Source organism: Streptococcus mitis, assembly GCF_002096735.1.
Classification (GTDB): Bacteria; Bacillota; Bacilli; order Lactobacillales; family Streptococcaceae; genus Streptococcus; species Streptococcus mitis_CZ.
Map to the genome: position 1 here is coordinate 83361 of NZ_NCVC01000014.1, position 24205 is coordinate 107565.

A 24205-nucleotide genomic window follows, 5' to 3' on the forward strand; every position below is an offset into this window, starting at 1 on the left:
GGAGAAGATATGACAAAACTAATCTTTATGGGGACACCCGACTTTTCAGCGACAGTTTTAAAAGGGCTTTTGACAGATAACCGTTACGAAATTCTAGCCGTTGTGACCCAGCCAGACCGTGCTGTCGGACGTAAAAAAGTGATCCAAGAAACCCCAGTTAAACAAGCTGCCAAAGAGGCAGGACTTCCTATCTACCAACCTGAAAAACTATCTGGAAGTCCTGAGATGGAAGCTATTATGCAGCTAGGAGCAGATGGAATTGTTACTGCTGCTTTTGGGCAGTTTCTTCCAAGTAAACTCCTTGATAGCATGGACTTTGCTGTCAATGTTCACGCCTCCCTTCTTCCAAAACACCGTGGTGGTGCGCCTATCCATTATGCCTTGATTCAAGGGGATGAGGAAGCTGGTGTGACCATTATGGAAATGGTTAAGGAAATGGATGCAGGAGATATGATTTCTCGTCGCAGTATCCCTATCACGGATGAGGACAATGTTGGAACCTTGTTTGAGAAATTAGCGCTAGTTGGTCGCGATTTGCTTTTAGACACTCTGCCGGTCTATATTGCTGGGGAAATCAAACCTGAACCACAGGATCCAAGTCAGGTTACTTTCTCGCCAAATATTAAGCCAGAGGAAGAAAAGTTGGATTGGACTAAAAGCAATCGTCAACTCTTTAACCAAATCCGTGGGATGAACCCCTGGCCTGTTGCCCATACTTTCCTTAAGGGCGACCGCTTTAAGATTTATGAAGCCCTACCAGTAGAAGGTCAGGGCAATCCAGGTGAAATCCTCTCTATCGGCAAGAAAGAATTGATTGTCGCAACGGCAGAAGGAGCTTTGTCCCTCAAACAAGTGCAGCCAGCTGGTAAACCTAAGATGGACATTGCTTCCTTCTTAAACGGAGTTGGACGGACATTGACTGTAGGAGAACGATTTGGTGACTAAAGTAGAAACGGCTAGAAGTTTAGCCCTAGCAGTATTAGAGGATGTTTTTATCAATCAAGCATACTCAAATATCGCCTTAAATAAGCATCTCAAGGGAAGTCAGCTCTCTACAGCAGACAAGGGCTTGGTGACCGAGCTGGTCTATGGAACGGTAGCCCGTAAACTGACTCTGGAATGGTACTTGTCCCACTTTATCGAAGACAGAGACCAGCTAGACAGCTGGCTCTATGTCCTTCTTCTCATGAGTGCTTACCAACTCCGCTATTTGGACAAGATTCCAGACCATGCTGTGGTCAATGAAGCAGTAGAATTGGCCAAAGTCCGTAAAAAAGGCAGTGAAAAATTGGTCAACGCTGTCCTTCGCCGTATCTTGCGTGAAGGCTGGCCAGATATTGCTAGCATCAAACGAAAAAACAAGCGTGATTCCATTGCCTATTCTCTCCCAGTTTGGCTAGTTGCCAAGCTCAAGGAAGAATACGGAGAAGAGCGAGCGCAAGCTATCTTTGAAAGCCTTTTGGTGCGAAACAAGGCCAGTATTCGTGTAACGGACCTAGGACGAAAAGAAGAAATCCAAGTCTTGTTGGAGGCTAGTGCTTCACCTTTGTCTGTTTCTGGTCTGGTTAAGGAGCAAGGCCACTTTGCGGGACATGACCTATTTTCAGAGGGTGCTATTACTATCCAAGACGAGTCCAGTCAGCTGGTTGCTCCGACGCTTGATTTACAAGGTGATGAGCAGGTTCTAGATGCCTGTGCGGCTCCGGGTGGAAAAACAGCCCATATAGCCTCTTATCTCACGACAGGTCAGGTTACGGCTTTGGACCTTTACAATCACAAGTTGGACTTGATTCAAGAAAATGCTCAACGTCTGGGAGTTGCAGATCGGGTTCAAACGCAAAAATTAGATGCCAGAAAGGTGCATGAGTTTTTTGGTCAGGATTCTTTTGATAAGATTTTGGTGGATGCTCCCTGTTCAGGAATTGGTCTTCTGCGTCGAAAACCAGACATCAAATACAATAAAGAAACGGCAGATTTCGCGTCCTTACAGGAAATTCAGCTAGAAATATTAGGTAGTGTTTGTCAAACACTACGCAAAGGTGGTATAATAACTTATAGTACCTGTACTATTGTCTCAGAGGAAAACTTTCAAGTCGTACAGGCATTTTTAGAAAGTCATCCTGAATTTGAGCAGGTAACACTAGAACATGAATGTAAGGATATCATGAAAGACGGCTGTATCCTCATTACACCTGAATTGTATGGAAGTGATGGATTCTTCATCAGTCAATTTCGCAAGATATCGGATTAGGAAGGAACTAACACATGGAAATTTCATTATTAACAGATGTTGGTCAGAAACGAACAAATAACCAAGACTATGTCAACCACTATGTCAATAGAGCTGGACGTACTATGATTATCCTAGCTGATGGTATGGGAGGTCATCGCGCAGGGAATATTGCTAGTGAAATGGCGGTAACAGACCTAGGTGTAGCTTGGGTAGATACTCAAATCGATACAGTTAATGAAGTACGTGAATGGTTTGCTAACAACCTTGAGATTGAAAATCAAAAGATTAACCAATTGGGACAAGATGAAGCTTATAAAGGAATGGGAACAACCCTCGAGGCTGTTGCTATTATTGGCAATCAGGCTATCTATGCCCACATTGGGGATTCTCGTATCGGTTTGATTCGTGGAGAAGAATACCACCAGTTAACAAGCGACCATTCTTTGGTCAATGAATTGCTCAAGGCTGGTCAATTGACACCTGAAGAAGCAGCTAGCCACCCACAGAAAAATATTATTACCCAGTCAATTGGTCAAAAAGATGAAGTTCAGCCTGATTTCGGAATGATTACCCTTGAGCTAGGTGACTATCTCTTGCTCAATAGTGATGGTTTGACCAACATGATTTCAGGCAGTGAGATTTGTGATATTGTAACCAGTGATATTCCTTTGGCAGATAAAACAGCGACGCTCGTGCGTTTTGCTAACAATGCAGGAGGTTTAGACAATATTACGGTTGCCCTTGTTTCTATGAACGAGGAGGATGAAGAATGATCCAAATCGGCAAGATTTTTGCCGGGCGGTATCGGATTATCAAACAAATTGGTCGAGGAGGCATGGCAGATGTATACTTGGCCAAGGATTTGATTCTAGACGGGGAAGAAGTGGCAGTAAAGGTCCTGAGGACCAACTACCAAACAGATCCCATTGCAGTGGCTCGTTTTCAGCGTGAAGCGAGAGCCATGGCAGATCTGGACCATCCTCATATCGTTCGGATTACAGATATTGGTGAGGAAGACGGTCAACAGTACTTAGCTATGGAGTACGTAGCAGGACTTGACCTCAAACGCTATATCAAGGAACACCATCCTCTTTCAAATGAAGAAGCGGTCCGAATCATGGGACAAATCCTCTTGGCTATGCGCTTAGCCCATACTAGAGGCATTGTTCACCGCGATTTGAAACCTCAAAATATCCTCTTGACACCAGATGGGACTGCCAAAGTCACAGATTTTGGGATTGCGGTAGCCTTTGCTGAGACGAGTCTGACTCAGACCAACTCTATGCTGGGCTCGGTTCATTACTTGTCACCAGAGCAGGCGCGTGGTTCTAAAGCGACTGTACAGAGTGATATCTATGCCATGGGGATCATCTTTTATGAGATGTTGACAGGACATATCCCTTACGATGGGGATAGTGCAGTGACCATCGCCCTCCAGCATTTCCAGAAACCATTGCCATCGGTTATAGCTGAGAATCCATCTGTGCCTCAGGCTTTAGAGAATGTTGTCATCAAGGCAACTGCCAAGAAATTGACAGATCGTTATCAGTCAGTTGCAGAGATGTATGTGGACTTGTCTAGTAGTTTGTCTTATAATCGTCGCAATGAGCCTAAATTGGTGTTTAATGATACCACTAAGGCTGACACCAAGACTCTTCCTAAAGTTCCACAAAGTACCTTGACTTCGATTCCTAAGGTGCAAACACAAAGTCCAAAGCCACAGACTGCGAAGCCGAGTCAACAGGCTTCAGAGGACAATTACGCAACCAAGCCTGTTAAGAAACGGAAATTTAGAGTTCGCTATATGATTTTGTTGGCCAGCATTGTATTGGTGGCAGCTTCTCTTATTTGGATACTATCCAGAACTCCTGCAACCATTGCCATTCCAGATGTGGCAGGTCAGACAGTGGCGGAAGCCAAGGAAACCCTCAAGAAAGCCAATTTTGAGATTGGCGAGGAGAAATCAGAGGCTAGTGAAAAGGTGGAAGAAGGGCGGATTATCCGTACAGATCCTGACGCTGGAACTGGTCGAAAAGAAGGAACGAAAATCAATTTGGTTGTCTCATCAGGCAAGCAATCTTTCCAATTGAGTAACTATATTGGCCGTAAATCGACAGATGTTATCGCAGAACTCAAGCAGAAGAAGGTCCCTGAAAATCTCATCAAGATTGAAGAAGAGGAATCAAGTGAGAGTGAAGCAGGAACTGTTCTCAGACAGAGTCCAGCTGCCGGAACAACCTATGATTTGAGCAAGGCCTCAACGATTACCTTAACCGTTGCTAAGAAAGTAACCAGCGTTGCTATGCCAAGTTATATAGGATCTAGTCTTGAATTTACTAAAAATAATCTCGTTCAAATTGTCGGTATTAAAGAAGCCAATATTGAAGTTGTAGAAGTGTCGACAGCTCCCGCTGGAACTGCTGAGGGTACAGTCGTTGAACAGAGTCCAAAAGCGGGTGAAAAGGTTGATTTGACTAAGACGCGTGTCAAGATTTCAATCTACAAACCAAAAACACCGCCGTCAACGTCATCATCAGCACCAGCCCAACGTGGAAACCAAGGTTCTACTACGACACCAAGTCAGGGGAACCAACAAGGAAATCAACGAGGGAATACACCTGCTCCTACTCAATCAAGTAGTGAAGGCAACCACGAAAATTCTCGTGATTAAACGAATCTTTGTCATGATTTCATGGCAAAGATTTTTTTTGACTCCAGATTTGTGATAGAATAGAGGAAGTTGATAAAAGGAGGAAAGTATGGAAGAATCAAGAGAATTAAATGCCGTCATCGATCTGATTATGTTAGCTGGAACCATTCTTCTCAAAAGTGGCTCAGAGATTCATCGTGTAGAAGATACCATGATTCGGATTGCGCATTCGCAGGGGATTGTGGATTGCAATGTTCTTGCCATGCCTGCTGCCATCTTTTTCTCCATTGAAAATACCAATATTTCGCGAATGAAACGCGTGACCTCATCTTCTTATAACATCGAAAAAGTCTGTGATGTGAACCAAATTTCTCGTCAGTTGGTAGGAGGAAATCTTGATTTAAAGACAGCCTTCAAGCAATTGAAGGCCTTGCAAGCCCAACCCCTTCCTTATACTAAGTTGCAGGTAACTTTGGCTGCAACCTTTAGTGCTCCTTTCTTTTCGATTATGTTTAGTGGAAATATCTACGACGCACTTGGGGCAGGAGTGGCTACCTTATTTGGTTTTGCCTTTTCCCTCTATGTAGAGAAGTTTATCCGAATTCCCTTTGTGACATCCTTTGCTGGAGCCTTTGTTTTTGGGATGATAGCCCAGTTTTGGGCTCGCTACACAGGCTTTCCTTCAACGGCAGATTTGATTATAGCTGGTGCGGTCATGCCGTTTGTACCAGGGATTGCCTTGACCAATGCGGTTCGTGATATTATGACCAACCACATAAACTCTGGTATGAGTAAGATGTTTGAATCCCTGCTCATTACCCTTGCTTTAGGGGCGGGAACTTCTGTCGCCTTGGTATTGATGAATTAATATGACACTAACAACCTTTTTATTACAAGCAGTAGCAAGTCTTCTTGCCATTATCACTTTTTTAATCGTACTCAATGTTCAACGTTCTATGCTCTTACCAGGAGGGATTTTGGGCATGGCTGTCTGGCTAATCTATCTCTTGCTCAAGGAACCGACCAATGTTATTGTGGCTACCTTTATTGCGGCTATTATTGGTTCTTGTGTCAGCCAGATTTTAAGTATTCTTTATAAGACTCCTGCTGTGGTCTTTATCTTGGCCATCTTGGCACCACTGGTTCCGGGATACCTTTCTTATCGGACAACTGCCTTTTTTGTGACGGGAGATTACAGTCATGCCATTGCTAGTGCAACCTTGGTTGTTATGCTGGCTTTGGTGATTTCCATTGGAATGGCTAGTGGAACCGTGATTCTTAGACTTTATTCTTACTTAAGAAAACAGCATAATGGTTAGAATAATAAGGGACTTGATTTGGTGAATCAAGTCTTTTTTCTCTCTTTTACTGCTATTTGTGATAAAATAGTATAGAACGATTTTTTACAATGAATGATAAAACAGAGGTAAATATGACAATCGGTATTGATAAGATTGGTTTTGCGACCAGTCAATATGTCTTGAAATTACAAGACTTAGCAGAAGCGAGGGGAATTGACCCTGAAAAATTAAGCAAAGGACTCTTACTCAAGGAATTGAGTATTGCGCCCCTAACTGAGGATATCGTGACCTTGGCGGCCAGTGCTAGTGACTCTATTTTAACTGAGCAAGAAAGACAAGAAATCGATATGGTCATTGTGGCGACTGAGTCAGGAATTGACCAAAGTAAAGCTGCGGCCGTCTTTGTGCATGGTTTGCTGGGCATCCAGCCCTTTGCTCGTAGTTTTGAGATTAAAGAAGCTTGCTATGGAGCGACAGCGGCCCTTCATTATGCCAAATTGCATGTGGAAAATTCTCCAGAGTCCAAAGTTTTAGTTATTGCCAGTGATATTGCCAAATATGGTATTGAAACACCTGGAGAACCCACTCAGGGTGCTGGAAGTGTGGCCATGTTGATTACACAGAATCCACGCATTATGGCCTTTAATAACGACAATGTGGCTCAGACTCGTGACATCATGGATTTCTGGCGTCCAAATTACTCAACAACTCCTTATGTAAATGGTGTCTATTCTACCCAGCAATACTTGGATAGTTTGAAAACGACTTGGCTTGAATATCAAAAACGCTACCAGCTTACTTTGGATGATTTTGCAGCTGTTTGCTTCCACTTGCCTTATCCTAAATTAGCGCTAAAAGGCTTGAAAAAAATCATGGATAAGAGCCTGCCTCAAGAGAAAAAAGACCTCTTGCAAAAGCATTTTGACCAGTCTATTCTCTACAGTCAAAAGGTGGGGAATATCTATACAGGTTCCCTCTTCCTCGGACTTTTGTCTCTCTTGGAAAATACAGATAGCTTGAAGGCTGGGGATAAAATTGCCCTTTATAGTTACGGAAGTGGGGCTGTAGCTGAGTTCTTCAGTGGTGCATTGGTTGAAGGATATGAAGCTTATCTGGATAAAGACCGTTTGAACAAGCTCAACCAACGAACTGCCCTGTCTGTTGCAGACTATGAAAAAGTCTTCTTTGAGGAAGTAGACTTAGATGAAACAAATTCTACCCAGTTTTCTGGCTATGAAAATCAAGATTTTGCCTTGGTTGAAATTGTTGACCACCAACGCCGTTATAGCAAGGTTGAAAAATAATGAAGATAAGTTGGAATGGATTTTCTAAAAAATCATACCAAGAGCGCCTCGAGTTGTTACAAGCTCAGGCGCTCCTTAGTCCTGAGAAGCAAGTGAGTTTGGAGCAGGATGAACAGATAAGTGTGACTGTGGCAGACCAGCTGAGTGAGAATGTGGTGGGAACTTTTTCTCTGCCTTATTCGCTGGTTCCAGAGGTCCTTGTCAATGGTCAGGAATACACAGTTCCCTATGTGACAGAAGAACCGTCCGTGGTTGCTGCGGCCAGCTATGCAAGTAAAATCATCAAGCGAGCAGGTGGCTTTACTGCTCAGGTTCATCAGCGCCAGATGATTGGGCAGGTAGCTCTTTATCAAGTTGCTGAACCTGAACAAGCTCAAGAGAAGATTACAAACAAAAAGACTGAGCTCTTGGAACTTGCCAATCAGGCCTATCCTTCTATCGTCAAACGTGGAGGTGGGGCGCGTGATTTGCATGTAGAGCAGATAAAAGGCGAAACTGACTTTCTCGTTGTTTATCTCCATGTCGATACCCAGGAAGCCATGGGTGCTAATATGCTCAACACCATGCTGGAAGCCTTGAAACCAGTCTTAGAAGAACTCTGTCAGGGACAGAGTCTCATGGGGATTCTGTCAAACTACGCGACCGATTCTCTGGTGACAGCAAGCTGTCGGATCGCCTTTCGTTATTTGAGTCGCCAGAAGGATGAAGCGCGTGAACTAGCAGAAAAAATGGTTTTAGCCAGCCAGTTTGCTCAAGCAGATCCTTATCGAGCAGCTACTCACAATAAGGGAATTTTTAATGGAATCGATGCTCTCTTGATTGCGACAGGAAATGATTGGCGTGCCATCGAAGCAGGAGCGCATGCCTATGCCAGTCATGATGGTGCTTATCGAGGTCTCAGTCATTGGATGATGGATTTGGAAACAGAAGAGTTAATAGGAGAGCTGACTATGCCGATGCCAGTTGCTACCAAGGGTGGATCAATTGGTCTTAATCCTCGTGTAGTTCTCAGCCATGAGTTGCTAGGTCATCCATCAGCTAAGGAATTGGCTCAAATTATCGTGTCAATTGGTCTTGCACAAAACTTTGCAGCTCTTAAAGCTCTTGTCAGCACAGGAATTCAGCATGGACACATGAAACTTCAAGCGAAGTCACTAGCCCTCCTTGCAGGAGCCACAGAGGCTGAAGTGCCTAAGTTGGTAGAATGCTTGATTGCTGAAAAAACTTTTAATTTAGAAAAAGCCCAAACACTTTTGAAAAAATTTAGATTATAAGAAAAAACTCAGACTGATTCAGTCCGAGTTTTTTGTTTAAATACTTTTACCTGGTAAGAGACTAACTGGCAAGAAATAACCAGTGGTAGCAACCTCTTTACCTTCAATTTTTTGTAAGAGCAAATCAACTGTTAGGCGAGCAATCTCTTCCAAGGGTTGTTTAATGGTAGTGAGGTGAGGGTAGAAATTCTCAATGAAATAAGTCCCGTCATAGCCGATCACTTTGAGTTGTTCAGGCACAGAGATTCCAAGCTCCTGGGCAATCTTAATAACCAAAATAGCAGTCAAATCATCAGAGGCGAAAATCGCATCTGGTTTTTGTTTGGTCAGGATATTTTTTATTTCCATTTCCTTACGAAGGGGTGAAAAATCACTGGAAACATTGATAATAGGAGCCTTTGGCAAGATTGAAGCAAAACCAGCATGACGAAGTCCAGTTGGGGAATTAGAGTTGTCATTTCCTGTAATCATGATAATAGATTTGGCTCCAGTTTTAGCCAAGGTCTGAGCGGCTAGGACACCACCAGCATAGTTGTCAGAAGAAACGACAGGGATATCTGGAGACAGGTTACGGTCAAAAGAGATGATTGGAGCCGTTACGCGATTGTAGTCTTCAATTCCCAAGTTATGACTACCAGAGATGATTCCATCCACTTGGTTGGCTTCTAGCATTTCAAGATACTCACGTTCTTTTTCCGAATCGTGCTCACTATTGCAGATGATGGTCTTGTAGCCTTTTTTGAAGAGTTCGTGTTCCAATTTGTCAATCAATTCAGCATAGAAAACATGGCTAATTTTTGGGAAAATCAAACCGATTAACTTGGCTGATTTCCCTTGGAGGCTACGAGCAAGGTTGTTAGGTTTATAGCCCAACTCTCGCATGGCCTCATTGACCTTTTGGATGGTTTTTTCAGATAGATAGCCTTTTTTATTGATGACACGTGAAACAGTAGTAGGGCTGACACCAGCCAATTTTGCGACATCAGTCAGTTTTGCGACCATATTCTAATTCGTAGTAAGTTCCAGTTGGGTTTCCAGATTTAATGAGAATTCCATTTTGGTTCTCATGTGGGAAGACACGACCAGAAAATACTTTTTCTCCTTTATTGATGAAAATTTCAAAGACTGAGTTGTCGATGAAGATATTGACAGTAGTTGCTTGATTAGTAACTGAGCAAGAGCGAGTAGTTCCAAATTCTTGAGCATATTGCTCACCTGCTTGACTACGATCAACGGTTACTTGGCCATTGACAAGGTCGAAATTGATAGATAGCCCCTTTCCGTCTTTATCAGCAAGAAGGATGATTTCACTTTGGCTATTAGCCTCTAAGTTCAGCTCAAGTTCGTAGCTATTCTTAGTTTCAGAACGATTTGAAAATTCCTCTTTTGAAGCTCGAAGGTACTTGATGGCTTCTACAGGGTACTGATAGAGTTTGCCATCTTTAATGGTAAGTTCTTTTACCAATGAAAAAGTTCCTTGATGGTCAAAACGGTCAGATGGATAAGACACATCTGGCAAACCAAGCCAACTAACAGCGAGAGCACGTCCATCCGGAGCGTTAAAAGCTTGAGTAGCATAGGCTTCGAAACCATAGTCTAGATTGTGTAGTTCAGACACATCTACCAAACGAGCATTTTCAGGGTCGAAGGAAGCACCAATTTTATACATATTTGGATAAATATTGTCATATTCAAGAACTTTTTTATCCAAACCTTGTGGGCAGTAGAGAAGGACAGGTTGTTCTCCGACAAAGACAAGATTTGGGCACTCCATCATATAGGCAGTGCGGTCATTGTTGAAGTCCAAATCACCAACTTCTTGCCAGTTTGTATAATCATTATCGACTGCTTTGTAGAGACGGACGAATCCTTTTTTCTCCAAGTCTTGTCCACCAACGATTGCGTAGTATTGTCCTTTAAAGTTAAAAATCTGTGGATCGCGGAAGTGGTCGGTAGCATCAGCTGGTTGATCAATCAAGACCTTATCAATCTTTTCAATCTTGCCGTCCTTATCCATTAAGGCACCAATCTGATAAGGGTGACGCACCCAATTTTCATCACGGACATTTCCTGTATAGAATAGGAACAATTGATCACCAAACTGCATAGCAGATCCAGAGTAAGCGCCGTGGCTATCAAGTGGAGTACCAGGTAAGATTTTTACACCTGTTTCAGTAAAGTGAACCAAGTCGTCGCTTTCAAGCTGAACCCAAGACTTCAATCCATGAGCTGCACCAAAGGGGAAGTTTTGGTAAAAGACAACCCACTTGCCATCAAAGTAAGAAAAACCGTTCGGGTCGTTAAGGAGTCCTTCCTTTGGTTCAATGTGATAGCTGACATGCCATGGGGATTGTGCCATCTTTTCTTGGATTTCTTTTCTTTCTTCTTGTGTCCAATCTTCATAACGTCTGTAACGACGTTCGGTAGTCCATTCCATTTATATTCCCTCCATAAATTCTACTATCTTTATAGTAAACGTTTCCTTTTAAAAAAGCAAGTCTTTTATCATAAAATTAAGAAAAAAATATCAAACGATTGACAGAAACGGATTGAAGGATTTTATGAAAATAAATGAAAAAATGAAAGAATTTGCAAAAAAATCTTTAAAAACCTCACAATAATAGGTGAAATATTGCTTGTTTTATTTCAAAGACATCAAAAACAATCAAAAAATTCAAAATGCTAAAACTTTTTCTGCAAAACGCTTGACATATTTTAAAAACATGATAGAATTATATGCGTAGGGCGGATAAAATCGCTTTCAAACATTTTACAAATTTTTTATAAGGAGATTTTTGCAAATGACCAATACAGAAATTGCAAAAAAAGTCATCGAAGCCTTGGGCGGACGCGAGAACGTTAACAGTGTAGCCCACTGTGCGACTCGTCTTCGCGTTATGGTTAAAGATGAAGCAAAGATCAATAAAGATGCTATCGAGAGCTTGGAAAAAGTTCAAGGTGCTTTCTTTAACTCAGGTCAATACCAAATCATCTTTGGTACGGGTACAGTAAACAAGATGTACGATGAAGTCGTAGCTCTTGGTTTGCCAACAGCATCTAAGGATGAGATGAAAGAAGAAGCAGGTAAACAAGGAAATTGGTTCCAACGTGCCATCCGTACTTTCGGTGACGTCTTTGTACCTCTTTTGCCAGCAATTGTTGCTACTGGTCTCTTTATGGGGATTCGTGGGGCTATCGTTCAGGATCAAGTCTTAGCTTTGTTTGGAACTACTGCAGAAGCTTTTAAAGCAACAAACTTCTATACTTATTCAGTTGTTTTGACAGATACAGCTTTTGCCTTCTTCCCAGCCTTAATCTGTTGGTCAGCCTTTCGAGTCTTCGGTGGAAATCCATTGCTTGGTTTGGTTCTAGGATTGATGATGGTAAACTCATCCTTACCAAATGCCTGGGCTGTGGCCTCTGGTGATGCTCAACCAATCCTCTTCTTTGGTTTTATCAAAGTTGTCGGCTATCAAAACTCAGTTTTACCAGCCTTCTTCGTTGGTTTGACTGGTGCTAAACTAGAAAAGTGGCTCCGTAAGCGTATTCCAGATGTATTAGATTTACTCCTTGTACCATTCTTGACTTTCTTAGTAATGTCTATTTTGGCCTTGTTTGTCATTGGACCTGTATTCCACGAAGTTGAAAGCTATGTCAAAGTCGCTACTGTTTGGTTGCTCAGTCTTCCAGTGGGTCTAGGTGGATTAATCCTTGGTGGTGTTCATCAGGTCATCGTTGTTACAGGTGTTCACCATATCTTCAATCTCTTGGAGGCTAACCTTGTTACTTCTACAGGTTCAGATCCTCTTAATGCTATTATTACAGCAGCTATGACTGCTCAACTTGGAGCAACTCTTGCTGTTGGTGTAAAAACAAAGAATCCCAAAATTAAAGCACTTGCTTTCCCAGCAGCTCTTTCTGCAGGATTAGGTATTACTGAGCCAGCAATTTTTGGTATTAACCTTCGTTACGGTAAACCGTTTATCATGGGTCTTATTGCAGGTGCTGCAGGTGGTTGGTTAGCAAATATTCTTGGTTTAGCAGGAACTAGCTTTGGTATCACAATCATTCCTGGTACTCTTCTATACATTAATGGTCAACTCCTCAAGTATGTCTTTATGGTCTTAGTTACAACTGCCCTTGGTTTCGGTTTGACATATGCTTTTGGTTACAAAGAAGAAACAGAAGTTGTTGAAGAAACAGTTTCTGAAGAAACTACAGTGGTAAATGAAGAAGTACCAGCAACTCTTCAAGACGAAACAATCCAAACTCCAATCATTGGTGATGTTGTTGCTCTTTCAAATGTGAATGATCCAGTCTTCTCAAGTGGAGCTATGGGCCAAGGTATCGCTGTGAAACCAAGTCAAGGTGTGGTATATGCACCAGCTGATGCGGAAGTTTCAATCGCCTTTCCAACAGGACACGCTTTTGGTTTGAAAACAACTGATGGTGCTGAAGTTTTGATCCACGTTGGTATTGACACTGTATCTATGAATGGTGAAGGTTTTGAAGCAAAAGTTGCTCAAGGTGACAAGGTTAAAGCTGGCGATGTTCTTGGAACATTTGACTCAAACAAAATCGCTGCAGCTGGACTTGATGATACAACAATGGTTATCGTTACAAATACAGCTGACTACGCTTCAGTAGATTCAGTCGCAACTGGTTCAGTTGCGAAGGGGGATGCTGTGATCGAAGTGAAAGCTTAATCTTTCCTAGCTAAATGAAAACGAACAAATGACATGTTTGTTCGTTTTTGCTTGAATGGTAAGATTTACAGAGGAAAATCTAAAAAATTGAGAAACTTAGATTTTCGAAATATGCTATAATAAAGAAAATAAAAACAAGAGGTTTATCATGACAAAATTATATGGAAGCTTGGAAGCGGGCGGTACAAAATTTGTCTGTGCTGTCGGTGATGAAAACTTTAACGTTGTAGAAAAAACACAATTTCCAACAACAACTCCAATCGAAACAATCGATAAAACCATCGAGTTCTTTTCAAAATTCGATAACCTTGCTGGTCTTGCAGTTGGTTCATTTGGTCCGATTGATATTGACAAAAACTCAAAAACTTATGGCTTTATCACGACGACTCCAAAACCTCACTGGGCAAATGTGGACTTGCTTGGTGCCCTTCGTCGCGCCCTCAACGTGCCAATGTACTTCACTACAGACGTAAACAGCTCTGCCTATGGTGAAGTGGTTGCCCGTAACAATGCCGGCGGTCGTATCGAAAACTTGGTTTACTACACAATCGGTACTGGTATCGGTGCCGGTGTCATCCAACGTGGTGAGTTTATTGGTGGTGTGGGTCACCCTGAAATGGGTCACTACTATGTGGCTAAACACCCAATGGATATTGAAAAAGAATTCAACGGTGTTTGTCCATTCCACAAAGGATGTTTGGAAGGTTTTGCGGCTGGTCCAAGTCTAGAAGCTCGTACAGGTATTCGTGGTGAAAACATTGAACTCAACAGCTCTGTCTGGGATGTTCAAGCCTATTATATCGCTCAGGCTGCGGTTAATGCTACAGTGACTTTCCGCCCAGACGTAATCGTCTTTGGTGGTGGAGTCATGGCTCAACAACACATGCTGGACCGTGTCCGTGAGAAATTCACAGCTCTTCTCAATGGTTACCTACCAGTACCAGACGTGCGTGATTACATCGTGACGCCAGCAGTCGCAGGAAATGGTTCTGCCACACTTGGGAACTTTGTTCTTGCAAAAGAAGTTTCAAAATAAAGCACAAAATCCGCTTGGGAAACCAAACGGATTTTTTACGTGTCAAAGCATTTGCCAGAAAAAGTCGATAATATAGGTCAGACCGTAGGTATAAACCACGAGAGTAAAGGGCTTGGTCAGAATGATGATGGTCATATAGCGCTTGAAACTCATCTTGGTCAGGGCAGCCAGCATACAGAGAAAGTCAGCTGGACTAATGGGCCAAATCATCATAAAGATAAAGAAACGGTCAAAACGATTGCCCTTATCCAACCAACCGATATACTTGTCATAGGTACGCTTGCTGACGACAGACTGGACAAAGGCGGCCCCATAGAGACGCACCAGATAAAAGATAATGGCACAGCCAATCACGATTCCGATATAGTTGTAGATAGTACCGATGATGTGACCGTAGATAAAGACCCCAGCGACGGAGGTCAAGGCCCCAGGAATGATAGGGACGACCGTTTGTAAAATCTGTAAAAAGATAAAGAGAGGTGGCCCCCAGATACCTGCCTGCTGGATAAAGGCAGAGAGGGTTTCCTTAGACTGTAAAATCCCAGCCTGATAAGCCCAAATACAGAAAATCAAACTCCCAACCCCACCGACAATCGATGAGATGTTGATAACTTGCTGTAAAAGGGGAGAAACAGCTTTCATTTGTTTATCCTGTGACATGTAAACTCCTCATAGATAGTATATTTCTACTATACCATATTTTAGAGGAGAAAGGGGGAAGATTGCTTTTGCAAGAGGAAGAGTGATGGAATTTGAGGCTAAACATGCTATAATATAGGGAGTGGACAAGTAGCAAAGGAGAGAGTATGATACAGGTAAAACCAGAACTGGAGATAGAAAAACAACTGATCAACCAACTGGTAACTGGGGAAAGTCAATGGACTTACAGAGATGACCTTAAAACTGAAGAGCAATTATGGGAAAACTTCTTTGAAAAGCTAGCCCAGAACAATGTGCCTCTATTGGCAGATCATCCCCTGACAGAACAGGAAAAATGCCAGATAAAGAATCAACTGAACTTTGTTAGCTACTATGATGCGGCCAAGTGGTTGGTCGGCGAAAATGGCATTGCCAAGGTTGAGGTTCAGAGAGAAGATGCTAGTTTGGGGACTATCCGTTTATCTGTCATTTGGCGAGACAATATCGCAGCTGGTAAGTCTAGTTATGAGGTTGTCAACCAAGTTGAGAGAGATAAGATAAATCCTCAGGATCAAGACCGCAGGCTAGATGTGACCCTCTTGATCAATGGCCTTCCCATGATTCAGATCGAGCTTAAAAGTCCCCGAGTTGCTTTTCTAGATGCCTTTCATCAAATCAAGAAGTATGATAGAGAAGGAAAGTTCCGTGGCATCTACTCTAGCTTACAGATGTTTGTTGTGACCAATAAAGTAGACACACGCTATATCGCTGCAGCTAGGGAAAATAAACTCAACAAGCAATTTCTAACCAAGTGGGTGGATAAAGACAACCAACCCATAACGAGCTTGACCAGCTTTGCCCACGAAGTCCTTTCCATACCTCGTGCTCATCAGATGGTCATGCAGTATTCTGTTCTTGATGATAGTAAGAAGGCTCTTATCCTTCTGCGTCCTTACCAGATCCACGCCATCGAAGCAGTGCAAGAAGCTTCTCGCCAGCAAGCATCAGGATATGTCTGGCATACGACAGGTTCAGGGAAGACCTTGACCTCCTATAAGGTAGCGCGGAATCTCCTTCAGATTCCATCCATCCAAAAGACGATTTTTGTCGTTGACCGCAGGGACTTGGACCAACAGACTACATCGTCCTTTCTCTCCTATGCGACCAATGATGTCATTGATATCGATGAGACGGATAATACCCATGATTTGGTCAAGCGACTAGGAAGTAATGATAAGCGTGTGGTGGTAACGACCATCCAGAAAATCACTACTATGATGCGCAAGTTTGAACAGGGTCACTACCAAAGAGATGCAGACAAAATCAAGGGTCTCCGAGTGGCCTTTGTCGTGGATGAATGCCACCGTGCCGTAACACCTCAAACACAAAAAGACATTAAGGCCTTTTTCCCACAGTCGCTTTGGTATGGTTTTACAGGCACACCTATCTTTAAGGAAAATAAACGCCAGCAGGTCGGTGACCTAGCTCAAACCACCCAGCAACAGTACGGTGACCGTCTCCATGAGTATACAGTCAAGGAAGCTATCCATGATGGAGCAGTTTTAGGTTTTAAGGTAGATTATCGCAATACCCTCATCACGGATAAATCTGAAAATGACATACCAGATACTGTCTACGAGGATGAGGAGCATATGCTGGAAGTCTTGGATGCCATTATAAATAAATCGCGCCAACAATTAGGGTTCCAAAAAGGAGTGGGTAAGACCTATAATGCTATCCTGACTGTCAAGTCAATCCCTCAAGCCCAAGCCTACTACGACCTCCTCAAACGGGTCAAGGCTGGGGAGACGAGAGTCAAGGTATCGGAAAGGGTTAAGCAGGTCCTTCCTGACTTTCCAAAGGCGACCATCACCTACTCTGTTACGGAGAATGAAGAAGAGTCAAGAGCCAATCAAGACCACATGAAGAAAGTCTTAGAGGACTACAACCAAGAGTTTGATACCCATTTTACCATGGCGGATCTTCGTGGCTTTAATACGGATGTCAATAACCGCCTAGCTCGAAAGCAGGACAAATACCTCTATCGCAATGAACAGTTGGACTTGGTTATCGTGGTCAATCGTCTCTTAACAGGATTTGATGCCCCTTGTCTGTCAACTCTTTTTATTGACCGCAAGCCTATGCAACCGCAGGACTTGATTCAGGCTTTTAGCCGAACCAACCGTATTTTTGATAGCAGTAAGACCTACGGTCATATCATCACCTTCCAAAAGCCTCTAGCCTTTAAGGAAGCAGTAGATAATGCCCTCAAGCTCTACTCAAATGGTGGTGAAAACGAGGTTCTAGCACCAAGCTGGGAAGAGGAAAATAGGAACTTTTTACGGAGTTGCAGTGATTTCAAAAATCTTGCTACTGATGACTATGTGAATGGTCTAGATTTCGAGCAAGTCTCTACGCCTGAGTTGAGGAAACTGGCTAAAACCTATCAAGCCTTTGATAAATACCTAGCCTCTATCCGAGTGTACAAAGAGTATGATGAGGAAGAAGTTTACAGTCAGACAGGACTTGATGGAGAAAAGTTGGAAAGGTATCTGGGCCTTTATCGAAATGTCCTTGCAGAATTAAAAAGCCGAGTAGAGGATGATGACGATGGAGAACCCCTTGATATCCATTATGAACTGGAGTCTATCCAAGTGGACGAAATTAACTATGCCTATATCTTGACCTTGATCCAAAGCCTGATTGAACAAGGTCAAAGTCAAGAAAAGAACCTAAGCGCTCAAGATAGGGAAGCCGTGGATAACTATATTCAGAGTCTTGAGAAGACCAATCCAAATCTTGCCCAGATCATCACTGAACTGTGGAGAGAGGTACAAGAACATCCAGAAAGCTATCGTGGTCAGTCTATTGCAAATATTTTGGATCAGATGATAGAGGCTGTCATCCAGCAACATATCCAAGTCTTTAGCAAGCGCTGGTATGTCGGTGAGGATGAACTCCGTTACTATGTCGAACATTACCGTAAGGGAGCTAAAAAACAACTAGGAGAAAGCCAGCTGACTAAGAGCCAGCGCTATCAGGACTATAAGCTAGAGGTGGCGGATGCCCTTAATCCTCTCCTCTATAAAAAACAAATCAAGGAAGCTTGTAAGCAACTTGTCGAAGAAGTCATTGAGCCACTCAGAGTGGGGAGATAGTCCTTCGAAGTTACGAAGACATAAATTTCCTAAAGTTTAGATGTATTCTAAGCTGAGAATAATAAGAAATACATAAATTTATAAGTATTCTAAGCTTCGAAAAGTCTATCTGAGAAAGTTTTGAGGTCTTCTAGCTTTCGAATAGCCATTTTTCCTAAAGTTTAGATGTATTCTAAAGTTAGAAAAGTTAAAATCTAAAAATAGTAAGAGTCTCTATCTGACAGACGGGTATGTTTCCAGTCAGATAGAGATTTTCTATTTCTGAAATGACTGATTTATCCTGTAAAAGTAAGAAATAGACTAAAAAAGTGCTGTTGGGATGATAAAGTAGACAGTTGAGCGGATGAGTGTCCTAAGTTCTTTGCTATTTGTTAGAATTGTCTTATCAACTTAAAGGAGAAATCTGATGAAGAAAGATAAAGAAAATGAGGAGAGTTTCCTATCGGAACTTCCTCTATGGGGGCTCATATTTTTGGTCTGTGTTTTGTTTCAAGTCCTTGTATTTAAGGACAGACCTTTGATTCAACCTCCTAGACAAGGAAGCATTGTAAAAACAGATCAAAAACAGGTCTATCTTCCAGAACTAATCCAGTCTTTATTTGATAAAGAAAAAACTAAATGATTCGTTAAATAGAAAGGTTATCATCATGACAAAAACATTCACTATCCGCCCTCTAAGCTACACCAACTTTACCAACTGCGAGTTTGAAAGTCTCATGGTAGATACGGGTCAACTACTAGAAGTTTTTGCCAAGGCACATAAGGACGAGCCTATGTATAGCAAACATCTCGATTCCTTCAAGAGCAAGCTAGCAGACTTCCAAGGCCAACTCGCTATCGTAGAAAAGAAAGAGGCGACGAACCTGACTGAAGTCGATCGAAATCGTGATAGTGCCCTAGTCGGTCTCTTTACCCTTCATAGGGGCTTTGCTAAGATCAAGGAGACCAAACTCAAAGAAGCTCATGAGACCTTGAAGCCAGTCTTTGCCAAGTACAAGGATATCACCAAGCATAGCAATGATGTGGAAACGGCAGAAATCAAGAGTCTGCTCAAAACGCTGAGCGAAGAGCCCTACCAGACAGCAGTTACCAGTTTAGGACTGACACCTATGTTGACGGCGGTGATTAGTGCACAGGAAGACTATGATAAGGTCGAAAGTCAGGCGCGTGCGCATAAATCTGCCAAGGAAGTCGGCAAGACCAGACAAGTCCGTACCGAACTAACCAGCATCTACGACCTCTTTATGCGTTACACCGCAGCCAGTGCAGAAGCCTATCCAGAAAAAGAGCACCTGACCAAACTCCTGAAAGACCTCAATACAATCCGAGATAGTAAACGTCGATTGAGTGGTTCGAGTAAGAAGGATAAGAAAGCGAAATCAGAAGAAACTACACAAGTAGCAGGATAAATACAACCCCTTAGGAATTAATTTCTAAGGGGTATTTTGTATATAAAAGCTTTATATACTCAGTAAGAATTGATATAATGGTATAGACAAGTTTTTTTAAAAATATTTACAATAAAATTAGAGAGGTGTTTATATAGATGTCTGAGGGGATTAGTCGAAGTGGAATAGTTACTAATAACGCAATTAATGCTGAGTCTAGTTATTCAAAAATGATAATAGTAGGCAATGGTTTTGATATTAGTGCGGGTATAAAAAGCTCATATAATAATTTTGTAGAACATATAAGGGTAGAGGAAAGACTTGAAACCAATGAAGATATTTATAATTTTAATAAATTGTTTTTGCAAAAATTTGATGGTAAATCATTGAACTGGAATGATTTAGAGTCTATTTTTGAAAATCATATCAAGGAGATTAATGAAATTACTTACAATAATGATGATGGAATTAGAAGTCTATACAGTGTTACCGAAATAAATACATACCTTAAAGAGTTGGAAGAATTGTTTTCTTCCTATTTATCTGATTCTTATGAGAAGTGGAATAATTCATATAGAATTCGAAAAAATAATAATAAAGGTTTGATAGTCAATGAAGTTTATAAAAACATATTCAAAGATGCGGATGTAATTAACTTTAATTATACAAGTACCTTATCTGATATAGAACTAGTTCAAATAGAAAATAATCAAAATTCAAGATATTTTCAAGTACATGGCTCCTTAGCTGAAAAGAATATTATTTTTGGAGGAGGATTCACTGGTAATGAAGAGTTTAACGTTTTTAATATTCCGGGATCTATGGATAATGATAAACTTATCCGAATTAAAAAAGATACTTATTTATTTGAAAAACGCAGACAATTATTAGAGAAAATTAAAGAGTATCAGGAAAATTCAGTTGATACATACATTATTGGACATTCTATATATGGAAGTGATTTACCATTTTTATATAAAATATTTGAAAAATCAAAAAGAATTTATTTGTTTTATTATGGAAATGACTATTTAATCAAATTACAGAAGATTAGTAAGGTATTGAATTCAGATATTTTAGAAAAAATAGTTTTAGTACCATTTTATGATATTCTTGTTGATGTAAAAAAGACGAATCTAGAATTTGGAGGTAATAATTCTAGCTCAATTCAGCTGAACGATACTGATGTTGAACTATTGAAAAGAATATTTGATGTATCCTTACCTGTTGTCAAGCCTTTTGATAATTTCATTTTAACGAATAAACTTTTTATATTCAATCAGTTTCATTATTTAAAAATTTCGAATATTTTGGAGTGTGAATCATTAAAAAAAATTTTAAGCTTTTTAGATATAAATGAGACATATATTGAAAATCTCCGTATAATAATTGATGGGGTTGAAGGGAATATTAATGATAGTTTAGTTTTGGATGAGTTGTTTAATATGGATGAATTTACTAAATGTATAAATAATAGCAAATCTATTGAAATAACAAATTCCTCGTTAAGTGTTGAGAAGTTATTAGGTATCTTTTTAAATGCTGAAAAATGTGAAAAATTAAAAATCAGCAATTGCACTTTTTATTATGGTAACGAGGAAAACATTGTTATTGATGTTAGTTATCTTCAGAATATTGAATACTTAGAAATTAGTAAAAATAATATCAGCGAGGGACAAATAGTCAATATAATTGCTTCTAATAATAGAGCTAGCAATTCTCTAAAAAAAATAATTGTTCGAGAAAATTCATATCTTAAAACAGATCATTCTTTGATGATTTTTTCTCAGGATAGCCGTTATTTTGAGATGGATTATCCGAATAATGTTGAGTTTGGCTACGAGATACACTTTTCGAATGTCTCAACCTTTATTCTTGATGCGCAGGAAGTAGATATAAATCCAGTCATACCAGGAATCACTCTTACTCCTAATATTAGAACTCTAAAATTACTAGAAATATCTTTGTCTGATAAAAAAATAGATTTAAAAGAAGAAACAAGTTTTTATAGATTATCTTCTTTATTTAAGTTTGAAAAGAACAATAAAAATAAGAATACGAGATTTTTACCAAATCTAGAAGAAATAGAATTATCAGTTCTGGATAATAGTCGAGAATTAATATTTGATATTATTCCGAGTACGCAACAAATTACATATAATGGTGAGCAAATTGAACTCATAAAATTATGGGTTAACGAACAAAGTTTTCAAAAAGTACAGCAGGAAGTTTCTGAGACGCAATCTAACGAGGAATTATCTACAGATAAGGTATCGTCTGGTGAATTAGATTCAGAGATTATAATTGATCGGAAGAAAATTGTTGATATAACAGATTGTTATGTTTCTTCTCCTCAATCAATAGAAGGTAAAGTTATGGATGATGATACAGAGAATAAGAATTATAAAGTACTTTTAGATCACTTGTCCGAAAACACTTTACTACATTCTGATGATGGAGAAAAACAAAAGGAGAGAGTTGCGCAAAAGATTGAAAATGAAATTAGTGATTTTGCTAAAGAGTGGGCAATTGATAAACAAGCTTTGACTTTTTATGTTTTAAATTTTGATATTAGAAGAAAAGAAGAGAAACAGCTCGGAGAAACAGCCTTAAGAGAAACAGCAAATTATGAGGAATATTTTCATAAGTCGAATAAAAATAAGTTACAATATAGACAAGGCCTTAATAATGCAATTAAGGAATTTGCGACTAGACTACATGAAGAATATAGTTTATGAATGGAGAATAGATGGAAGAAGAACTCAAACCTAAGTTAAGATTTAATAATTTTGAAAATCCTTGGCAGCAATCTTTGCTAATGGACCAAGTAGAAATCCGAAGGGGGCTAACATATAAACCTAGTGATGTGAGGAGTAGTGGTGTTAGAGTTTTGAGGAGTTCAAATATTGTAGATGATACTTTTATATTATCCGATGATGATGTTTTTGTTGATAAGGCTGTAGTAAACATTCCTAGAATAAGTAATGGTGATATTTTAGTAACTGCAGCTAATGGCTCCACAAAACTAGTAGGAAAACATGCAATAGTAGAAAATTTAGTAGATAACGAGATAGTTGTTCATGGCGGGTTCATGCTACTTTTTAAAACTGAGCAGAATTACTTTGTAAATGCCTGGATGAGTTCAAATGAGTATAAACGAGTGTTACAATTTGTACAAGGTGGAAATGGTGCGATTGGAAATTTATCTAGCACAGTATTGAAAAGTATGAAAATGAGCTTTCCTTCACTCCAAGAACAAACCGCCATCGGCTCTCTTTTACGCACTCTCGACGAACTTATAGCAAGCCACAAAGAGAATCTGACCAACTACCAATGTCTCAAGGCGACTATGCTCTCCAAGATGTTTCCGAAAGTTGGTCAGACTGTTCCTGAGATTCGATTCGATGGATTTGAAGGCGATTGGAAAGAAAAGACATTAGGTAGTTTGGGTTCGGTTGCTATGAATAAACGTATTTTTAAAGATGAAACTAGTGAAAATGGCGATATTCCTTTCTATAAGGTTGGAACATTTGGAGGGACTGCTGATGCTTTTATATCCAAAGAAAAATTCGAAGAGTATAAAGAAAAATATCCTTATCCTGAAATAGGCGATATCCTTATATCTGCATCTGGTAGTATTGGAAGAACTGTTGTATACAACGGTGAAGATGCTTATTATCAAGATTCAAATATAGTATGGTTAAAGCATGATCAGCAATTAGATAATTTATATTTGAAACAATATTATGGAATAATAAAATGGTCTGGAATTGAGGGAACAACAATAAAACGACTATACAATAAGAATATATTAGAAACGAATATCTTTTTACCTCCGAGTGTAACCGAACAACAAGCCATCGGTGCCTATTTCTTCACACTCGATAACCTCATTAATTCTCACCAAGAAAAAATTTCTCAGCTTGAGACTCTGAAAAAGAAACTCTTGCAGGATATGTTTATATAGAATTTTATTATGAAAGACTTTAAAAGATTATGTTTGTCGTTTTGCTTATCAATTTGTTCTTTTTCGCCAGGTTTAGTCTTGTATCTGTTTACTATAGACATTTTTCCCTCACATGATTCCTATGTATGTAGTATACTAAAAATCGTAGTGTTAATTTTTCTAATGTTTTCTTTTTCTTTTGGAGTTTTACAGTATTTGATAAGATTTAAAGAAGCAAATGATACTGCTCAAGTTGAAAGTATACAACCAGTAGAAAATGAAATCATTCCAACTTACTTAGGCCTTTTTGTAATTATGTTGGGTTTAGGTGAATTAACATTCTTATATCAGATTATAGTAATAGCTTTCATTTTTCTAATATGGTGGATTCTTATGGAGAGATCGTATTATTTTAATTTGATATGGTTATTCTCATATCGTTATTACAGAGTCACTGATAAAAACGGCAATGTCTTTATTATTTATAGCAAGAAAAAAGATGTTAAAGAAACTGGGACTATAAAAGGACTTGTTAGAATAAATAATTTTACTTTTTTGGAGAAGGAATAG

Annotated in this window: 19 protein-coding genes; 16 read left to right on the forward strand and 3 right to left on the reverse strand. The window is 40.1% G+C overall.

The window, feature by feature from the left end; translation table 11 throughout:
• Window positions 1-9: 9 nt before the first annotated feature.
• The 8 genes from fmt to B7703_RS03885 all read left to right on the forward strand — a co-directional run bounded on the left by fmt (window position 10) and on the right by B7703_RS03885 (window position 8762).
• Complete coding sequence (gene fmt, locus B7703_RS03850) at window positions 10-945, forward strand: methionyl-tRNA formyltransferase (RefSeq protein WP_045612179.1); 936 nt, start codon at window positions 10-12, stop codon at window positions 943-945.
• Window positions 938-2251 (forward strand): 16S rRNA (cytosine(967)-C(5))-methyltransferase RsmB, encoded by a 1314-nt coding sequence (gene rsmB / locus B7703_RS03855; protein WP_045612598.1) that lies wholly within the window; start codon window positions 938-940, stop codon window positions 2249-2251. Before fmt ends, rsmB begins: the two co-directional genes overlap by 8 nt.
• Before the next feature lie 14 nt (window positions 2252-2265).
• On the forward strand, window positions 2266-3006 hold the full coding sequence (locus tag B7703_RS03860; RefSeq protein WP_084923708.1) for a Stp1/IreP family PP2C-type Ser/Thr phosphatase: 741 nt from the start codon (window positions 2266-2268) through the stop codon (window positions 3004-3006).
• A complete protein-coding gene (gene pknB / locus B7703_RS03865; RefSeq protein ID WP_045612176.1) occupies window positions 3003-4904 on the forward strand; it encodes a Stk1 family PASTA domain-containing Ser/Thr kinase in 1902 nt (633 codons plus the stop codon). The genes B7703_RS03860 and pknB overlap by 4 nt, the downstream gene beginning before the upstream one ends.
• Window positions 4905-4992: 88 nt before the next feature.
• Complete coding sequence (locus B7703_RS03870; RefSeq protein ID WP_045612174.1) at window positions 4993-5751, forward strand: threonine/serine exporter family protein; 759 nt, start codon at window positions 4993-4995, stop codon at window positions 5749-5751.
• 1 nt (window position 5752) lies between these two features.
• A complete protein-coding gene (locus B7703_RS03875) occupies window positions 5753-6202 on the forward strand; it encodes a threonine/serine exporter family protein (protein ID WP_033686494.1) in 450 nt (149 codons plus the stop codon).
• A 113-nt stretch (window positions 6203-6315) separates the two neighbouring features.
• Window positions 6316-7488, forward strand: coding sequence for a hydroxymethylglutaryl-CoA synthase (locus tag B7703_RS03880; protein ID WP_192851956.1), 1173 nt, complete (start codon window positions 6316-6318; stop codon window positions 7486-7488).
• The gene (locus B7703_RS03885) at window positions 7488-8762 is read left to right on the forward strand and encodes a hydroxymethylglutaryl-CoA reductase, degradative (RefSeq protein ID WP_084923711.1); all 1275 of its coding nucleotides are present in this window, start codon (window positions 7488-7490) and stop codon (window positions 8760-8762) included. Before B7703_RS03880 ends, B7703_RS03885 begins: the two co-directional genes overlap by 1 nt.
• A 36-nt stretch (window positions 8763-8798) precedes the next feature.
• On the opposite strand, the gene B7703_RS03890 is transcribed toward B7703_RS03885, so the two are convergent.
• Both B7703_RS03890 and B7703_RS03895 read right to left on the reverse strand, forming a co-directional pair.
• Entirely contained in the window at window positions 8799-9764 is a 966-nt protein-coding gene (locus B7703_RS03890) for a LacI family DNA-binding transcriptional regulator (protein ID WP_049500229.1), read from the reverse strand.
• Window positions 9745-11199 (reverse strand): sucrose-6-phosphate hydrolase, encoded by a 1455-nt coding sequence (locus tag B7703_RS03895; RefSeq protein ID WP_084923713.1) that lies wholly within the window; start codon window positions 11197-11199, stop codon window positions 9745-9747. The genes B7703_RS03890 and B7703_RS03895 overlap by 20 nt, the downstream gene beginning before the upstream one ends.
• Window positions 11200-11563: 364 nt before the next feature.
• Between B7703_RS03895 and B7703_RS03900 the strand changes: the two genes are divergently transcribed.
• Window positions 11564-13468, forward strand: coding sequence for a sucrose-specific PTS transporter subunit IIBC (locus B7703_RS03900; RefSeq protein ID WP_084923714.1), 1905 nt, complete (start codon window positions 11564-11566; stop codon window positions 13466-13468).
• 148 nt (window positions 13469-13616) lie between these two features.
• Window positions 13617-14504 (forward strand): fructokinase ScrK, encoded by an 888-nt coding sequence (gene scrK / locus B7703_RS03905; protein ID WP_033685440.1) that lies wholly within the window; start codon window positions 13617-13619, stop codon window positions 14502-14504.
• 42 nt (window positions 14505-14546) lie between these two features.
• On the opposite strand, the gene B7703_RS03910 is transcribed toward scrK, so the two are convergent.
• A complete protein-coding gene (locus tag B7703_RS03910) occupies window positions 14547-15164 on the reverse strand; it encodes a TVP38/TMEM64 family protein (RefSeq protein WP_000076168.1) in 618 nt (205 codons plus the stop codon).
• A gap of 146 nt (window positions 15165-15310) precedes the next feature.
• Here B7703_RS03910 and B7703_RS03915 point away from each other — a divergent pair, with 146 nt between their 5' ends.
• From B7703_RS03915 to B7703_RS03940, 6 genes are all read left to right on the forward strand, one after another.
• Window positions 15311-18301 carry a type I restriction endonuclease subunit R gene (locus tag B7703_RS03915; RefSeq protein ID WP_084923715.1) on the forward strand — a complete coding sequence of 997 codons (2991 nt, stop codon included), beginning with the start codon at window positions 15311-15313 and terminating at the stop codon, window positions 18299-18301.
• Window positions 18302-18707: 406 nt separating this feature from the next.
• A complete protein-coding gene (locus tag B7703_RS03920; RefSeq protein WP_060627690.1) occupies window positions 18708-18923 on the forward strand; it encodes a hypothetical protein in 216 nt (71 codons plus the stop codon).
• A 25-nt stretch (window positions 18924-18948) separates the two neighbouring features.
• On the forward strand, window positions 18949-19710 hold the full coding sequence (locus B7703_RS09935; RefSeq protein WP_060627692.1) for a DUF6261 family protein: 762 nt from the start codon (window positions 18949-18951) through the stop codon (window positions 19708-19710).
• 137 nt (window positions 19711-19847) lie between these two features.
• Window positions 19848-22427 (forward strand): AbiH family protein, encoded by a 2580-nt coding sequence (locus B7703_RS03930; RefSeq protein ID WP_060627693.1) that lies wholly within the window; start codon window positions 19848-19850, stop codon window positions 22425-22427.
• A gap of 11 nt (window positions 22428-22438) precedes the next feature.
• Window positions 22439-23656 (forward strand): restriction endonuclease subunit S, encoded by a 1218-nt coding sequence (locus B7703_RS03935; RefSeq protein WP_060627694.1) that lies wholly within the window; start codon window positions 22439-22441, stop codon window positions 23654-23656.
• A gap of 9 nt (window positions 23657-23665) precedes the next feature.
• Entirely contained in the window at window positions 23666-24205 is a 540-nt protein-coding gene (locus tag B7703_RS03940) for a hypothetical protein (RefSeq protein WP_060627696.1), read from the forward strand.

Bases quoted from the DNA above. Each gene is read 5' to 3' on its own strand.
- fmt (WP_045612179.1), top strand. From the start codon at position 10: ATGACAAAACTAATCTTTATGGGGACACCCGACTTTTCAGCGACAGTT.
- B7703_RS03860 (WP_084923708.1), top strand. From the start codon at position 2,266: ATGGAAATTTCATTATTAACAGATGTTGGTCAGAAACGAACAAATAAC.
- pknB (WP_045612176.1), top strand. From the start codon at position 3,003: ATGATCCAAATCGGCAAGATTTTTGCCGGGCGGTATCGGATTATCAAA.
- B7703_RS03870 (WP_045612174.1), top strand. From the start codon at position 4,993: ATGGAAGAATCAAGAGAATTAAATGCCGTCATCGATCTGATTATGTTA.
- B7703_RS03875 (WP_033686494.1), top strand. From the start codon at position 5,753: ATGACACTAACAACCTTTTTATTACAAGCAGTAGCAAGTCTTCTTGCC.
- B7703_RS03880 (WP_192851956.1), top strand. From the start codon at position 6,316: ATGACAATCGGTATTGATAAGATTGGTTTTGCGACCAGTCAATATGTC.
- B7703_RS03885 (WP_084923711.1), top strand. From the start codon at position 7,488: ATGAAGATAAGTTGGAATGGATTTTCTAAAAAATCATACCAAGAGCGC.
- B7703_RS03890 (WP_049500229.1), bottom strand. From the start codon at position 9,764: ATGGTCGCAAAACTGACTGATGTCGCAAAATTGGCTGGTGTCAGCCCT.
- B7703_RS03895 (WP_084923713.1), bottom strand. From the start codon at position 11,199: ATGGAATGGACTACCGAACGTCGTTACAGACGTTATGAAGATTGGACA.
- B7703_RS03900 (WP_084923714.1), top strand. From the start codon at position 11,564: ATGACCAATACAGAAATTGCAAAAAAAGTCATCGAAGCCTTGGGCGGA.
- scrK (WP_033685440.1), top strand. From the start codon at position 13,617: ATGACAAAATTATATGGAAGCTTGGAAGCGGGCGGTACAAAATTTGTC.
- B7703_RS03910 (WP_000076168.1), bottom strand. From the start codon at position 15,164: ATGTCACAGGATAAACAAATGAAAGCTGTTTCTCCCCTTTTACAGCAA.
- B7703_RS03915 (WP_084923715.1), top strand. From the start codon at position 15,311: ATGATACAGGTAAAACCAGAACTGGAGATAGAAAAACAACTGATCAAC.
- B7703_RS03920 (WP_060627690.1), top strand. From the start codon at position 18,708: ATGAAGAAAGATAAAGAAAATGAGGAGAGTTTCCTATCGGAACTTCCT.
- B7703_RS09935 (WP_060627692.1), top strand. From the start codon at position 18,949: ATGACAAAAACATTCACTATCCGCCCTCTAAGCTACACCAACTTTACC.
- B7703_RS03930 (WP_060627693.1), top strand. From the start codon at position 19,848: ATGTCTGAGGGGATTAGTCGAAGTGGAATAGTTACTAATAACGCAATT.
- B7703_RS03935 (WP_060627694.1), top strand. From the start codon at position 22,439: ATGGAAGAAGAACTCAAACCTAAGTTAAGATTTAATAATTTTGAAAAT.
- B7703_RS03940 (WP_060627696.1), top strand. From the start codon at position 23,666: ATGAAAGACTTTAAAAGATTATGTTTGTCGTTTTGCTTATCAATTTGT.